The following is a 16,072-nucleotide window of genomic DNA, read 5'->3' on the forward strand; positions in this document are numbered from 1 at the left end:
TCTCGTACTCAACCTTTGACTGCACCGGCCACCAGGCCGCGGGTGAAATGCCGGCCGGCCAGCAGGTAGACGGCCAGCGTCGGCAGGGCCGCCAGCAGGGCGCCGGCCATCTCGACGTTGTATTGCTTGACCCCGCCCTCGCCGGCCGCACCGAGCTGGGCCAGCGCGGCGGTGATGGGCCGGTCGCCGTCGCCGGTGAAGACCAGGCCGAACAGGTATTCGTTCCAGATCGTCGTGAACTGCAGGATCACGACGACGACGAATACCGGCTTGGACAGCGGCAGCACGATGCGGGTGAACAGGGCCCAGAAGCCGGCGCCGTCGATGCGCGCGGCGCGCAGCAGCTCGTCCGGGAAGCCCAGGTAATGGTTGCGGAAGAACAGCGCCAGCGGCAGGCTGTAGATCACATGGATGGCGATCAAGACGCCCAGTGACTTGTCCAGGCCCAGCCTGGCCAGGCTGATGGCCAGCGGCAGCAGATAGACCTTGATCGGCAGGAACAGCGCCACCAGCAGCAGCAGAAAGATCGCCTCGCTGCCACGAAAGCGGAACTTGCACAGGATGAAGCCGTTCAGCGCCGCCAGCAGGCTGGACGCCGCCACCACCGGCACGGCCAGCAGCAGGCTGTTGCCGAAGCTGCCGCCCAGGGCGGCCCAGGCCTGGCGCCAGCCCTCAAGACCCGGCACCTGGGGCCAGCCCAGGAAACCACCCTGCTGCAGCTCGGCCGCGCTCTTGAAGGAGTTCAGGAGCATGAAGGCCAGCGGCAGGATGAAGTAGATCGCAAACAGCGCCGCCAGCGCGTAGGCCAGACTGCGCTTAAGCATGACCTGCCCCCTGGCGCGTGCTGGCACGGCCACGCGCAGAGGCCGAATGCGCGCGGCCGCGTGCATAGGCATAAGGCAGTGCAATTGACAACACCATCCTCATCATCACCATCGCGCTGGCCGCGCCCCGGCCGAGGCGGCTGCGCTCGACAGCCATCTGGAACAGATACAGGGCCGGCAGCTCGCTGGCGTGGCCGGGCCCGCCATCGGTCAGCGCCACCACCAGATCGAAACTCTTGATCGAGGCCGGCAGCAGCACCAGCAGGGCCGAGAACAGGCTGGGGCCCAGGGTCGGCAGCAGGATGCGGCGGTAGAGCGTGAAGCCGCGCGCGCCGTCCAGCCGGGCGGCGTTGACCACCGCGTCGTCCACGCCGCGCAGGCCGGCCAGGAATACCGCCATCACAAAGCCGGTGATCTGCCAGACCGCCGCGATCACCAGCGTGTAGAGCGCCATCTGCTCGTCGGCCAGCCAGTCGAAGCGGAAGTCGCCCAGGCCGAACGGTTCGCCGAGCTGGCGCACCCCTTGCGGCAGGCCCAGCTCGGGGTCCAGCAGCCAGCGCCAGACCGTGCCGGTGACGATCAGCGATAGCGCCATCGGGTGCAGATAGATCAGGCGCAGCGCCCCCTCTGCGCGCAGCTTCTGGTCCAGCAGCACCGCCAGCAGCAGGCCCAAAGCCAAGGGGATCGCGATGAAGAGGCCGGCGAAGCGGGCCAGATTGGCCAGCGCACCCAACCAGCGCTCATCGGCAAACAGGCGCTGGTACTGCATCCAGCCGACGAAGTCATTGCTGGGCAGCAGGCCCGAGCGGGTCAAAGAGATCCAGCCGGTCCAGGCCATGAAGCCGTAGAAGAACAGCAGGCAGACTATCAGCGAGGGCGCGATCAGCAACGGCGGCAGGTGGCGTTGAAAGAACTGCTTCATCTTCATCAATCGACCACTCGGGCCGCCTTCACGAGGCGCGCCTGCGCCTGCTCGGCCGTCATCCGATCACTGGCCCAGAAGGCCGCCACCACATCGCGGTAGGCGCCGTGGGTGGCCTCGGGCAGCTGGGCACCCAGGGCCAGGGTCAGGCGGCCGTCGGCGCCGCTCTTCTTGAAGTCGGCATAGGAGCGCTGGGCGCAGGCGTTGAAGCCCGCCAGGTCGGCATCGACCCGCACCGGGATGCCGCCCTTGCTGCGCGCAAAACGGGTCGAGGCCTCGGGCTGCAGCAGGGCCTCGGCCAGCCGCGCCTGCTGGAGGGCCTGGGCCGGGCTGGCCGGCTTGAAGAACAGGATGCGATCGAACTCGAAGTAGTGCAGATCGCCATGGCCCGGCGCGGCCGTGCATTCATAGTCGCGCCCGGCCACCCAGCCGGCCTTCAGGAACTCGCCATTGGCCCAGTCGCCGGTGAACTGCATCGCGGCCCTGCCCTGTATCAGCAGGCTGGTGGCCACGGCCCAGTCACGCCCGACCTGGCCAGCATCGGTATAGCGCTTGACCCGCTTGAAGTCGCGCAGCATCGCGAGCATCTGCGGCCCGCCCCGCAACGCCGCGTCACCCTTGACCAGGGCCTGGCGGAAGAAGGCCGGCCCTCCCTGCCCCAGCACGACATTGGCGAACACGCTGAACTGCTGGCCCACCGTCCCGCCTATGGCCAGCGGAATCACGCCGGCCGCCTGCAGCGCCTCGGCGGCCGCGAAGAACTCGGGCCATGTGCGCGGCACGGCCAGGCCATGACGCTTGAGCAGGGTCGTGTTGCTCCACAGGCTGTTGAGGCGATGCACATTGATGGGCACGGCCACCGCCTTGTCCTGGTAGAGCAGCTCGGTATAGATCGCCGCCGGCAAGACCTGGCCCCAGCGCTGGGACCGGGCCACCGCCGTCAGGTCGGCCAGCGGCACGGCCTCGCCCCAAACCCAGACCGCCTTGTCGAGCTGGGCCAGCGCCGGCGGATGGCCGGACAGGAAGCGGGTCTTCAGCAGGGTATTGGCATTGCCGGCCCCGGCCACCGGCGACTCGAGCCAGTCCACCCCGGCCGCCCGCGCGGTCTGGCGCACTTCGGCCAGGGTCTGGGCCTCGCTGCCCGAGGTCCACCAGTGCAGCAGGTCCAGCGGCTGGGCGGCCACCGGCAGCGCCAGGCCCAGCCACAGCAGCATCAGGCTTGCTCTCATGAACAGGCCTCCAACAGACTCTCCAGTGCCGGCACCAGGGCCAGCACCACTTCGTCGACCATGGGCGCTGCGGCGTCCAGCGTTTGCTGGGCGGCGCGGCGCCGCGGCTCGGGCAAGACCTGGCCCTGCTCGACAGCATCCAGCAGCTCCAGGCCCAGCACGCGCAGCCCGGGCAGGCGCTCGGCCAGCGGCAGCAGCGCCGCCAGACCGGCGTAGCCACGCAACAGGGCCGGCAGCCCGCCCCAGTCTTCGGCCAGCAGCGCGCGCCAACGCGCCAAATCGACGGGCGCACGCGCCAGCTCCTGCATCAGCCGGTTCTCGGCCGGCAGCACATCGGCCAGGCGGTTCAACGGCTCATCCAGGTGGTAGCGTCCGCTGAGCTTTTTGCGGTGCTGGCGGGCGTAGTAGCCGGCCGGCTCGATCAGGCACACCAGACGCTGCAGCTCGGCCAGCGCGCGCTCGTCGCCGTCCACCAAGGCCAGCAGACCCTGGCGATGCTGGGCCTCGTGCTGCAGGCCAAGCTCGCGCACGGCCCACTGCGAGACCGCGTCCAGGCGCTGCAGCATGGCCGCCTCGCCGGGCGGCGGCGCGGCCGACCAGAAGCGCTCGGCCACCGCGAACAGGCGCGGCCACAGGCGCAGATCGATGTTGTGGGCGTCGACCAGCTCGCTCCACAGCGCCGCCTCGGCCCCGCGCACCCGCGCGAGCGCCGCCTCATCCAGCGGCGCCGGCGCCGCGCTCGGTTGGTCCGGCGCATACAGGGCCTCGCCCTCGGCCGGGTAAAGCACATTGGCAATACGAATCACACCCTGCAGCCGAGCCGACGACGCTTCCTCGTGCAGCCTCGCGCTGAGCTCACCCATCCAGGTGTCGAGGCCAAAGCACAGCTCGGCACCACGCCAGGCCAGGGTCTGCAGGGCCAGCGGCGCCTGGCCCTCGAAGGCGATCCAGCCGCGCCACTGGCCGGCCTTGTCCTCGATCAGCGCCAGCTCGGCGCGCAGCTGCTGCACACCCAGGTCCAGATGGAGACGCCAATGGCGTGCCAGCTCGCCGGCCCGGCAGCGCAGCTGCGGCGCGGCCGGCGGCAGGATGGATCGGCGCCAGTGATAGGCGCTGGCATGGGGCTGGTCCAAATAGAAACCGGCCGACAACAGCACCGCATGGCCGCGCCGCGCCAGCCGGGCCAGGCTGTCGGGCCCGCGCCAGGACTGCAGCATCACCTCGGCCGGCAGCGCCTCGTCCTCGCCGAGTTCGTCCCAGCCCAGCATGGTCTTGCCGTGGCGGGCCAGGATTTCCAGCAGCCGCCGATTGAACAAGGCCTGGGCGGCGCGCGGCGCCAGGCCCAGCGCCTGCCAATGGCTGCCCTCGACCTCGTCGCCACCGATATGCACAAAGGGATCGGGGAACACCGTGGCCCACTCGGCCAGGATGTGGTCGAGGAACTCGTAGACCTCGGGCTTGCGCGGATCGAGGCAGGGCTTGAAGACACCGAAGCCCCGCTCGATCTCGTAAGGCCCCGGCGCGCTGAACAGCTCGGGATAGGCGGCGGCCAGCGCCGTCGTGTGGCCTGGCACATCGAGCTCGGGCACGACGCGGATGCCGCGCTCGCTGGCATAGGCCACCAGCTCGCGCGCCTCCTCCAGGCTGTAGCACTGCCCGCCGCCGGCATGGCTCTGCAGGCGCGGGTAGCGCGCGGACGCGAGGCGCCAGCCCTGGTCGTCGGTCAGATGCCAGTGCAGCACATTGAGCTTGGCGGCGGCCATGCCGTCGAGCTGGCGCTTGAGCACCGCCAGCGGCAGCCAGCGCCGCACCACATCGATCAAGAGGCCGCGCCAGGGGTAGGCCGGTGCGTCGATGATCTCGACGCAGGGACAGGTCTTGCCATCCCCGGCACGCAACTGGCTCAGCGTCTGCAGGCCGCGCAGTGCGCCGAACACCGTGGCCGCATGCAGCACGATGCCGCTCTCGCGGACCGCCAGGCGATAGCGCTCGTCCATGCCCGGCGGCGGCGGCGGCGCGCCGTCGTCGGGGGTGTCGAGCAGCAGGGTCAGGCCACCGGAATCAGCGATGCGGCGCAGCGTCGCACGGGTGGCCGGCAGTTCCGGGCCGCTGTCGCTGTCGCTGTCGCTGACCAGTAGACGGTCGAGCCAACGCAGCTCCCTGGGCCAGGGCATCAGGGTCAGGAGTGTGGGACGGTTCAAAAGCAGGCCGGGGGCAGGCAGGGCCCCGAGAAAAAATTCATCACTCGCTACTATCGTCTGCCTTGCCTTCAAGGTGGCTCAGCATTGAATTAAGGAACGCTTAGATACGAGGCGGTACCGGGCCGGCGACGCCGACCCGGTACCGCCTCCCAGGGCTTTGGCTTCAGTAGTGAACGGTGGCTCGCACCCCGTACATGCGCGGGGGAGCAAAGCTGGCACGAATGCCGTGGCTGGTCGTGATCGGGTCCATCCAGGTCTTGACCGCGTTATTGCTCAGATTGGTGCCCCACAGCTCCACATCCCACTTGCCGTTGTTGCCAACCAGTTTGACCGAGGCATTCACATTGCCATAAGCCTTCTGGAAGGCACCGTATTGCGGGTCGTCCAGATTGCGCGGCGTGAAGTACATGCGGCTCTGCCAGCGGTAGCTCAAGGTGGGCGTCAAGCTCATGTCGTCACCCAAGGCGAAGTCATGCGAGTAATTCAACGCGTAGGAGTACTTGGGCGAGTTGGGCAGGGCCTTGCCCCTGAGGTCGATCTGCCGGATACCGACGACTTGCTTGTCCACCCCCGGCGTGTTGAGCACCCGATCCGGGCAGGGATTCGCGCCGCCCGCACGCACGCCGCACAGCCAGTCGTCGTCATAGGTTTCCCATTCCTTGACCTTGGAATCCAGCAGCGAGACATAGCCCCAGATCTGGCCGTTCTGCCAGGGCAGGGCCTTGAACTCCAACTCCATGCCGCGAATACTGGACTTGCCGATATTGCGCGTCACCCAGCCATTCACCACGCAATCGGTGGTGCCGATCTCCTGCGTGGAGTCGCAGTAGGTGGCAGATCGCTTGCGCACGCCGATGCGGGTGGTGTTGGTGTAGTGCATGTTCTCGAAATCGGTGTTGAACAGCACCACGCTCAGGTCCAGCTTGCGGTTCAGCAGGCGCCCCTTGTAGCCCAGCTCGAAATTCTTGGTGGTCTCGGACAGGTACTCGCGGAAATAGATGCGCTTGGCCTCATCCTCGGGGAAGCTGCACTTCTCGTTCGGCCCCCCGCAGCGGTCGGTGCGGTCGGAGAAGCCGCCGGGCCGGTAGGCCGTGGCCAGCGAGGCAAAGAACATATTGTTCTTGTCCGCGTCGAACTGCAGGCCCAGACGATAACTGGAGTTCTTGTAGGTCTCGCTCTTGGTGTTCTCGGCCAGCACCGCCGGGTAACCCTTGAGGCCGGCGAAGGGACCCATCTCGAAGCTCAGGTCGTTGCCGTTGTGCGGCATGCCTTGCGAGATCGGCGGCGGGGTGTGTTTGCCGCGGTAGTACCAGGGGGTCTGCTGCCCGGAGTAGTTCTCGCTGGACAGACCGCCGGCATCGCTACGGCCATCACGGCTGATGCGCAATCCAGCCGTGCCGGTCCAGGCCGGGGCGATCTTGAAGTCGCCTTGGGCAAACAGGGCCCTGGACTTGACCTGGCGGTTGGACTGGCTCCAGAAGTGCGCGCCCGGATAGGCCAGGCCCGGCCAGCCGGGCACCACCAGATTGTCCTGACCCTGGTCGATGGCGTTCTTTTCGTGCATCTGGAAAGCCCCCATCACATAGCGCCAGTTCTTGGTCTCCTGCTTGAACTGGAGCTCGTTGACGACGGTCCGGTAGCGGGCGCCGAAGACATAGGTGGCCTGGTCCGTGACGTTCGGGATCCCTCCCTCCAAGGCGGTACCCGCCGCATTGAGCCTGAACACTTCGGACTCGATCGCATGCAGGCCGCCGTCGTTGTCCTGATGCTGGGAGCGCTTCTGGATCGAGTAGCTGTTGCGCAGCTGCAGCTCCATGGTGTCGTTGAGCTTCCAGTTCAGGAAGTTGCGGTAATTGTCCATGGTCACGTCGACCATGCCGGGCACATTGATCTTGGCATGCCACTGGCCTTCGGGGCCGCAAGCGCGCGCGGTGCCGGCCGCCATCTCGCAATCGCGCAGCTGCACATCTCCCGCACCCTTGTTGCGCCAACGCTCCACCGTGCCCTGCCATTCCAGGCTCGGCGAAATGGCCCAGCGCGCACTCAGTCGGCCGGCCCATTGGTTGGCGTTGTAGTAGTACTCGCTGGGCTTGAGCATTCGGTTCAGGCGCTGGTCCACATCGGGCTTGCCATCGGGCGTAGAGACGAAGCCGCCCTTGCCGTCGGACTTGCGATAGCCGCGGTCCGTCATGTCGCGTTCCTGCGTGATGTAGCCGTCGCGCATCTCGCGCATATAGGCCACACGCAACGCGAACTTTTCGCCCAGTGACTTGTTGTAGACAGTGCGCAGCTCGCGGGCGTTGTAGGCCCCCATCTGCAGCGAGGTCCAGCCGTAGTCGCGCTTGAAGTCGGGCCGGCCGGGCTGGATATTGATCACGCCGGCCGTAGAGCCCTTGCCGAACAGGGTGCCCTGGGCGCCTCGCAAGACCTCGACACTGTCCAGATCGAACATCAGGGCCAGCGCGGCCTGGGCCCGGGGCGAGTAGATGCCGTCCACATGCACGGCCACGGCGGGATCACCGATCTCGGTGAAGTTGGTGGAGCTGACGCCGCGAATCGCCATCATCACGCCGGAGTCGGCCGGCGACATGCCGAACTGCACATTGGGCACGTAGCCGCTGAGGTTGCGGATTTCCTTGATGTTGTCGCGTAGCAGGTCGTCGCTGCTGATGGCCGTGACGGCCACCGGCGTCTTCATCAGGGCGGTCTTGCTGCGGGTTGCGGTTACCGTCACCTGCGGCAGCTCGTTGACGGCGGCCTTGGGCTTTTCTTCGCCCTTGTCCTCGGCCATGGCCGTCGGCAACCAAAGGCTCAGCACCAGGCCACTGACCGCCAGACTGCTGGCGCTGCGGCGCGGTGTCGGGGCCAGCGCCCCCCTCTTCTTCTTTCTCATCTCGTCTCCTTCAGGGTTGGTATTGATTAGTGGCTTGCTTGATGGCGCGCGCGAGCCTCAGCAGCCGAGCCCCTGGCCCGGCTCGACCTTGAACTGCGCGCTGTAGTCGCGGAACAGCTCGACACGCCGGGCCAGGTTGCGGGCGGTCGGCGCGTCGGGCCCCTTGTCGCACTCGATGGCGCCATTGATGGCGCGCACCGCTTCGCCGAAGCCGGCGCCATCGACGATGGCGCGGTGGGCCGGCATCGAGCCGGGGCCCTTGTTGGTCATCCAGTACCAGATGGCCGTCTGCCAGGCGATCTTGGCGTCACGCGCCACACGATCGGGGTCGGCCCAGAGTTCCCGGCCGAGGCCCAGGGCCTGGCCGGCGGCCAGATACTGGTAGTTCCAGCTCAGCTGGATAGGGCCGCGCCCGTAGTACTGCTGGCCGGGCGCGCAGCTCTCGCCGGGGCCCTGGCGGCAGTAGNTCCAGCTCAGCTGGATAGGGCCGCGCCCGTAGTACTGCTGGCCGGGCGCGCAGCTCTCGCCGGGGCCCTGGCGGCAGTAGTTGTTGTGATTGGCCTGGTTGTACTCGCGCAGCGCGCGCAGGAAGTCGGACTCGTGGGCGATATTGGCCAGGAAGGCGGCCATCTCGCGCCGGCGCACCTCGTCCGTGCCGCGGCCGGCGAAGTCCGGATAGCTGGCGGCGGCCTGCACAAAGCCCTCGTAGCTGTAGAAGCTCAGACGGTCGGGGAACAGGGCGTCGAACTGCGCCCGGCTGGGCAGGAACTGCGCGGCCATGCCTGGCTCGGGTTCGGGCTCGGCACCGCCGCCGCTGCCCACGCAGGCGGCACAGGCCGCCAGCAGCAGGGCGGCCAGCGCCCCGTTCAGCATCTTCACAAGCATCTCCTCCATGAACATCCGTCTCGTGACTTCGAGGCCGGACTATCGCGAGTGCTCGTTTTAGGAAGCCTCAAGGCTGCGTTAAGCCTGTGTTAAAGGCGCTGTTGCTACAGTGCGCCGTCATGAAGATATGCCTGGTGGAAGACGATCTCGAACTCGGGCGTTCGCTGCAAGCCCTGCTGCAGGAAAGCGGCCACGAGGCGGTCTGGGTGCGCCGTGCCTCGGATGCGCGTTACTGGACCAGCGAGCAGGCCTTCGACGCCGTGCTGCTGGACCTGGGCCTGCCCGACGGCGACGGCATGGGCCTGTTGCGCCAGCTGCGCCAGATCGACAAGAAGCTGCCCATCCTGCTGATCACCGCCCGCGACGGCATCGAGGACCGGCTGGACGGGCTCGACGGCGGCGCCGACGACTATCTGGTCAAGCCCTTTGCGAGCGCCGAGCTGCTGGCGCGGCTGCGCGCGGTGACCCGTCGTGCGGCCGGCGCGGCGACTGATCTGCCGCATGAGTGGCGGCTCAAGGACCTGACCCTGGACGAGCACCGCATGGTGTTGACGCGCGCCGAGGAGCGCATCAATCTCTCGCGCACCGAGTTCGCCATCCTGCTGGCTCTACTGAAGCTGCCGGATCGCGTGATCACCCGAAGACAACTGGAGGCCAAGGCCTTGACCCATACCGACGGACGCAGCCTGGACGTGCACATCTTCAACCTGCGCAAAAAGCTCGGCGAGGGCTATATCCGCACCGTGCGCGGCGTCGGCTTTCTGGTGGAGAGCAAGCCATGAGCGCCGAGACCGCCCCGCCGCCGGCGCACCGATCCCTGTTCAACCGCACCATGGGCGCGGTGTTCGCGGTGATCTTCCTGACCTGGGCCGGGCTGATCGTGCGCGAGCTGGCCGACATCAGCCTGCTGCAAAGCCGCAACGGCCAGGCCGAAAACAAGCTCTGGGCCCAGCTGGTGCGGGCCCAGCTGCAGGACAAGCTCGACGACCCCGCCGCCATCAATGCCGCGCTGGGCGATCTGGAGGAGCTGCGCAATGCCGAATGGCGCCAGAAGGGCCATCGCACGCCGCACAGCGTGGTGCAGGTCTGGCAGCACGGCCAGCTGCGCCAGCAGCTCGCGCCCCCGGACCCCAAGGACCGCGCACCGCCACAGCTGGAGCGGCTGGAGAGCGACAAGCTCTGGCTCTACACCGAGGCCAGCGCGCCCGAGCAGGGCCTGACCGTGCGGCGCTGGCAGGAGATGCCGGGCGACTGGCATTTCAGCGTCAAGGGCTTCAGCTACTACGCCCGCCCGCTGCTCTACGGCCTGCCGCTGCTGGTACTGCCGGTCTGGTTGCTGTTCCGGCGCGGCTTCGCGCCGCTGCGGCGCATCGGCGCGCAGATCTCGCAGCGCTCGGCCAAGGACCTGTCGCCGCTGCCCAGCTCGCCCTATGTGGAGCTGGCGCCGGTCGTCAATTCGGTCAACGCGCTGATGAGCCGGCTGCAGCAGCGCCTGGAGCGCGAGCGCGAGTTCCTGCTCGACGCCGCTCACGAGCTGAAGACGCCCTTGGCGGTGATACAGCTGAACGCCGAGCAACTGGAGGGCAGCGCCGCGACAGCGCGCCAGGCCGAGGCCGCACAGCGCCTGACCGAGGGCGTCAAACGCGCCACCCACACGGTGCACCAACTGCTGGCACTGGCGCGCTCGGGCGCCGATCTGGACGCGATGGACATGCGCGAGCATGACCTGGTGACGCTGACGCGCGACCGCATCGTGCTGGCCAGCCAGCTGGCACTGCGGCGCGGCATCGAGGTGGAGCTGAGCGCGCCCGAGGAATGCCGGATCCGCATGAACCGCGAGAACATGGGCTCGCTGATCGACAACCTGGTGGACAACGCCGTCAAGTACTCGCCGCCCGGCAGCCAGGTGCTGGTGCGGCTGGCGCCACAGCCCGAGGGCGGCCTGGGCCTGTCGGTCTGCGACCAGGGCCCGGGCATCCCGGTGGCGCTGCGCCAGAAGGTGTTCGAGCGCTTCTTCCGCCTGCACGACGGCGAGCAGCCCGGTAGCGGCCTGGGCCTGGCCATCGTCGAGCGCGCAGCGGCCCAGCATGGCGCGCAGCTGCGCATGGACGATGGCCCCGATGGCCGTGGTCTGTGCGTCAGCCTGAGCTTCCCGGCGGCCTAGGCGATACGCTGTGGCTCCCTCGGGCCCTTCTAGTGAAAGCTGCTAGCCCCGCATGAGGAAGCGAAGCAACCCTCGCTCGCTCGGCAAGGTCGTGCCGGCCACTTAACGTGCGTCCTTTTGCTCCGTGCGCACGACTGTCCCTGACTCGTCAAACCAACGCCACTCGCCCACCTGCTTATCTCCCGAGTACTGCCCTTCGATTTTGATTCGACCGTGCTCGGCAACTACAGAAGGGCCTCGCTTCTGCAAGCACACCGCCTCCAAGCCCGACTCGCCCCACGGCAGGTAGGCGAGATGCGTATCTTCGGGGCATTGAATATTCCGGCTGACCAGCGCTTCATAGTTGGCACTCGACTTAGAGCAACTGACTGTCACCGCCATCAAAAGAACAAGCGCAAGCAAAGACCAAAATGATTTCATATTCAACGGGTCGGTGCGCCGTATGGCAGCGACGGCAATGGGACTAGGGATGCGTCACGAAGAGTCTGCCGTGCAAAGGACTGGCACTGGTTAGTCGGCCCCCAGAGGCCAAGCGGCCGGCCAATTCTCAAAGCTTCATTGACCTTCTTCTCGTCAACATCGGGAACCTTTCCGCATGAGGCGCCGGCCTCCTTGCTCCTTCCCGTGTGGTCTGTCACTTGAACCCGGTCGAAGGGACGGTCGCCACTTTCGTTGCCAGGGACGTTCCCTCTTGTACCACCCATGCCAGCCTCAGCCGAATCTGTCTTCAGCCATTGGTGGTCAATTGGGTTCCACGAAATCCCGAACGCAGGCTGCGAGCACAGATAAACGTCCAATCCCATCGGGTCGGTCCAGCTCACCGGGTTGCTATGTGCATAGCTGTAGGTATTGATGCCCCCTGCGAGCCCGATGGGGTCAGATTGGGTATACCGCCCCACCTGCCCGTCATAGTACCGATGCCAGTTGTACCAAAGCCCCGTCTCGGCATCGTGGTACTGGCCGGGGAATCCGATATTGAACCCGCCGACCGAGTCCGTCCTGACCCGGCGGTCCCAGGCGTCGCCCTCGGCGCGCCAGTGGGTATGGGCTCCGGGCAGTGTCAGCAATTCCAGCGGTCGGCCCAAGTGGTCGTTCATCACGGTGTAGAGCTGGCCGCCACGCACCACCCCGAGCAGCGCGCCGTCCAGCCAGATATAGCTGGTCGGCGTCGGCCCCGTCTCCTCCAGCATCTCACCGCCAACCCCGTAGACATAAAGCGTGGTGTTGTGCCGCGTCTTCTTCATGACCCGTTGATTCAGGGCGTTGCTGCTGTAGTCCGCCGCCCAGGCGCCATTGACCGTGGACGCATGCATGCGATTGAAGGCGTCATACCAGTACTTGCGCGTTCCGTCCCAGCGGCTTTCGTCGGTGAGATTGCCCACGGCGTCGTAGCTGAAGTTGCGCCATTGGGCGCCTCCCACCGCCTGCAGTCGGTTGCTCTGCCCATCCAGCTGATGGTTTTGATACCCGGTTTCGCTGCTGTTCTGATTGAGTCGATTGCCCACGTCATCCCATGCAAAACTCTCGCTGCGTGCGCTGCGCTGCGTCGTCGTCACACGGTCGTTGGCGTCGTAGCCCAGGTTCACGCTGTTGGCCGTATAGATCGAGTCTTGTATCCGCTCAATGGTGTCGGTGTTGGTCCAACCGTAAGCCAGTTGCTGCGCCGACCCGCCGGACAGATGGGTCAGACGTCCGTCGTGATCCAGTGTCTTCAAATACGATTGGCCATTCCCGAATCGCCAGCCGTAGCGACGATCAGAGGCCGGTTGATAGAGAAATTTGTCGGCCAGCAACCGATCAGGCCCCCCGGGCAGCGCCGCACGGACCTCGCTCAATCGGCCATGGCCATCGTAGTAATAGCCCAGGCTCAGGCCGCTGGGGTAGCTCATGCCTGTCATTCGGCCGACCGAGTCGTAGGTCCAACTGCTGACAAAGCTCTGGCCTGCAATGAGGTCCGTCTTCTTGAGCAAATCACCCGCCGCACTGTATTCGTAGTTGGTGCTGCCCGAGGCGTTGCTGACACTGGTCAGACGACCCTTGCCGTAAGCGCCCGCGTCATAGCCGAAGGTCTCGTTCAGCCCTCCGCTTGCCCGGCTAGTCATGCGGCCCAGAGCGTCCCAGCCATAGCTGACGACGCGGCCGTCAGCGCGGGTCTCTGACTCCAAGCGCCCCAAACTGTCGTAGGCGTAACTGGTCTTACCAGTGTCGGGGCTGATCTGGGTAAGCCTTTTGCCGAGGCCGTCGTAGGTATAGCTGGTGCGCAGGCCGCGCGGGTCCTCTAAATGGGCCAAGTGCCCCTGAGGGTCATAGTCATACCGTGTCAGTCCACCGTCCGGCGCCGTGTAGTGACGTAAGCGGTCTCTAGCATCAAACTCGGACGAAGAGCTCCGTCCCGCAGCATCGCTACGACCAATGACATTACCATTTAGGTCGTAGGTAAACCGGGTCGCCTGACCATTGTTGCCGCGGAGCGCTCTCACACGGCTCAACTCGTCATAGTCAAAATTCTTGCGGCTCACCAGCCCCTCCGTGGTTTGCAAGGTGGGCGTTGCCGAAGAAACTCCTGTCCGCTCCTCGATGATGTTCGAGGCGAGATCGCGGCTCAGCAGCCGGTACGGGAACTGCCCCGAGCCATTCACCTCGTACTCGCCCATCAGTCGGCGGGCCGCGTCGTACAGGTAGCGCCGCTGGACACCATCAGGCAGAGTCACTGCATCCAGCAAGCCGGAGCCTCCATAAACGTAAACCGTGTCAGCTGGCACGGACCCATTGGGATAGGTCCTGAGTCGCGTGATGCGGCCACGCGCGTCGTATTGAAACTCCCGCACTTGACCGTTAACGCCCACCTCGCGTGTGGGTTGCCCCAGGCCGTTGAACTGAGAGTAAGTGACGACATGCCCGAGGCGATTGCTGACAGACTGCAACTCACCCTTGGCGGTATACGTCGCCGTGGTCCGATCCACCGGACCGTCCACGATCATCGTCTGGACCAAGCCGTTGGCATGGAAGGTGTAATCGTAAGTTGTCGTGCTGGTCTGGTTGGCAACACCGTTTGCACTGAGGTTCTTCTCGACGACCGATGCCAAGCGCCCATTGGGCGTGTAGCTGTACGTTCGCTCCCACTGGCCTGCGCGGATCTCCTTGAGTATCCGGTTCTTGGGCGCGGTCTCCCAGGTGTACTGCGTGACTCGCTCGGCAGTTGTCCCCTTGGCCTCAGTCTTCTTCAGCAACTGGCCGAAAAAGTTGTAGTCACGATCCACGACGTTGCCGTTGTTATCCGTGGACAGGTCAACGCGGCCCTTTGCGTCGTAGGTTCGCGAACTGGTACCTGCGCTGCAGTGTGTGCTGGCATGCCCCTCGACCTGCGCGATCTTCCCATCAGCAACCGTGTAGGTCGTGTTCTTACCGAGCGGATTGGTTTCAATCACCTTCGACACGACGCCATCGGCATTGGCGGTGTACACGAAGTTGTAACTATTGACACCACCAGCGTGCGAACCGCTCTTGGCTCGCTTGGCCGCGTCGTAGGTGAACGTCGAGTACCGAACCCCGTTGTAAGACTTTCCTGCCAGTACTTTCTGCGCGGTCGCGATACTGGAGTAATCGAAGTGATAAGTCACAGTCGAGGCGGGCGAACCCGGGTAGGTCAGTGTGGCCTGGGGATTCACATCGGAAAACGAATAAACGCCGCCTGCGGGGTCGGTCGCAGAAGACAGCCATCCACCCGACCATGAGAATCCGACGGTTCGTCCATTGCTGTGTGTCACGCTCTGGAGGTAGGAGCCGCCCGCATCGTACTGGTAGGTCCAACTGATGCCTTGCGGGCTGGTCTCCTTCACGATCATCCCGCCACCGGAGTACTTCTCCTCGTACTCCCCGTCCACGCGAAGCGTCCAGCCCGTCTCGAAGTTTCCACCGATCTGGTACATCGCATAGGGATTGCCCTGACCTCCCCAGGTATAGACGTTGACACGAGAGCCATCCGGACGCTGCGCGAATATCTGGACCAGGCGCGCCGAAGCAATCTGCATACATTTGCCACTTCCCGGGCTCATCGTGCACTGGTAATCGTTCTCGAACCGAAAGATGAGTTTCTTGTCGAAGTTCGTGATCCAGTTGTATCCGAACACCCCTCTCTGATTGAGCTTGCCGTTGTAGGTCAAGTCGAGCTTCAGCCCCATCTCCTCTGGTGTGGAGAACAAAGTCTCGGCATCAACCTTGTTTCCGTTCGTGACGATGATCGGATTTCCAACCGCCGCATCGCAATCGGCAAATGCGCCCTGCTGGTCCACGGGAGGGTCATAACGCTCTGACCTGGGTAACTGCCCACTGCCAAAGTTGTAGTCGGTTATCGATCCCACGAACATGATGCCTGCCGCCAAAGGCGGGCGCGTTCGAGACCCGTGAACCACGACCCTATCCAGTTGAGCATTGGCAGCCACTGCCGTGACCGGAAGCGCTGTCTGGGCGGCCGACTGCAACCCGCAGAAACCACTCACGAACAGTAACCCGGCCTTCAAGCCAACCTTTGCTACAGACTCCCTCAGCAAGCTTGCGCGCATTCCATCCTCCCTGTGTGATCACGAAGTCCGACGGCGAGTCGTCGGCCCAGCAAAAGGAACTGCTACAGCAGGACACGTTCGACTTCTCCCGAACGGATTGCCTGAGCCAACAACGGCCCTGCACCGCTCGTCTGCCCCTCAGCACATCCCCCTGCAGGCCCTGGTGCTTTCTTTCTTTTCGCCTGGCTGGAATGCACGAGGCACGAGTGTCGGCAGAGAGATGCACGGTCACCAATCGCCCTGATGGGTGAGCGGGAAAACCCGAGATTCACCACTAGGGTCAGATCTTGCCTGGACGGTACGCAGCGGCCTTTGACCCACGCCTTGGTGATGTCCCGGCGCGTGGTGTAAGTCCACAGCCCGGAGAGGCTGAGATGCGCGGGGTACTCAGC

At 65.4% G+C, this 16,072-nt stretch carries 10 protein-coding genes; 2 read left to right on the forward strand and 8 right to left on the reverse strand.

Annotated features, from left to right (window positions below; translation table 11 throughout):
* Window positions 1–8 precede the first annotated feature (8 nt).
* The 6 genes from PO768_RS15040 to PO768_RS15065 form a co-directional block, all read right to left on the reverse strand.
* Window positions 9–824, reverse strand: a complete 816-nt coding sequence (locus PO768_RS15040) for a carbohydrate ABC transporter permease (protein WP_272646700.1) — start codon at window positions 822–824, stop codon at window positions 9–11.
* On the reverse strand, window positions 817–1,752 hold the full coding sequence (locus PO768_RS15045) for a carbohydrate ABC transporter permease (protein WP_272646701.1): 936 nt from the start codon (window positions 1,750–1,752) through the stop codon (window positions 817–819). The genes PO768_RS15040 and PO768_RS15045 overlap by 8 nt, the downstream gene beginning before the upstream one ends.
* Window positions 1,752–2,975: an ABC transporter substrate-binding protein gene (locus PO768_RS15050; RefSeq protein WP_272646702.1), complete on the reverse strand. Its 1,224-nt coding sequence runs from the start codon at window positions 2,973–2,975 to the stop codon at window positions 1,752–1,754. Before PO768_RS15050 ends, PO768_RS15045 begins: the two co-directional genes overlap by 1 nt.
* Window positions 2,972–5,149, reverse strand: a complete 2,178-nt coding sequence (locus PO768_RS15055; protein ID WP_272646703.1) for a family 20 glycosylhydrolase — start codon at window positions 5,147–5,149, stop codon at window positions 2,972–2,974. The genes PO768_RS15050 and PO768_RS15055 overlap by 4 nt, the downstream gene beginning before the upstream one ends.
* Window positions 5,150–5,339: 190 nt before the next feature.
* Entirely contained in the window at window positions 5,340–8,069 is a 2,730-nt protein-coding gene (locus PO768_RS15060; protein ID WP_272646704.1) for a TonB-dependent receptor, read from the reverse strand.
* Between the two features lie 57 nt (window positions 8,070–8,126).
* A complete protein-coding gene (locus tag PO768_RS15065; protein ID WP_442953237.1) occupies window positions 8,127–8,969 on the reverse strand; it encodes a chitinase in 843 nt (280 codons plus the stop codon).
* A 104-nt stretch (window positions 8,970–9,073) separates the two neighbouring features.
* Between PO768_RS15065 and PO768_RS15070 the strand changes: the two genes are divergently transcribed.
* Both PO768_RS15070 and PO768_RS15075 read left to right on the forward strand, forming a co-directional pair.
* The gene (locus tag PO768_RS15070) at window positions 9,074–9,736 is read left to right on the forward strand and encodes a response regulator transcription factor (protein WP_272646705.1); all 663 of its coding nucleotides are present in this window, start codon (window positions 9,074–9,076) and stop codon (window positions 9,734–9,736) included.
* The gene (locus tag PO768_RS15075; RefSeq protein ID WP_272646706.1) at window positions 9,733–11,118 is read left to right on the forward strand and encodes a sensor histidine kinase; all 1,386 of its coding nucleotides are present in this window, start codon (window positions 9,733–9,735) and stop codon (window positions 11,116–11,118) included. Before PO768_RS15070 ends, PO768_RS15075 begins: the two co-directional genes overlap by 4 nt.
* A 102-nt stretch (window positions 11,119–11,220) precedes the next feature.
* Here the strand turns inward: PO768_RS15075 and PO768_RS15080 are convergent, their stop codons facing one another.
* Both PO768_RS15080 and PO768_RS15085 read right to left on the reverse strand, forming a co-directional pair.
* Window positions 11,221–11,544: a hypothetical protein gene (locus tag PO768_RS15080; protein WP_272646707.1), complete on the reverse strand. Its 324-nt coding sequence runs from the start codon at window positions 11,542–11,544 to the stop codon at window positions 11,221–11,223.
* Window positions 11,541–15,680 (reverse strand): RHS repeat-associated core domain-containing protein, encoded by a 4,140-nt coding sequence (locus tag PO768_RS15085; protein ID WP_272646708.1) that lies wholly within the window; start codon window positions 15,678–15,680, stop codon window positions 11,541–11,543. Before PO768_RS15085 ends, PO768_RS15080 begins: the two co-directional genes overlap by 4 nt.
* Between the last annotated feature and the right edge of the window lie 392 nt (window positions 15,681–16,072).

The organism is Paucibacter sp. XJ19-41 (assembly GCF_028462495.1).
Classification (GTDB): Bacteria; Pseudomonadota; Gammaproteobacteria; order Burkholderiales; family Burkholderiaceae_C; genus Roseateles_E.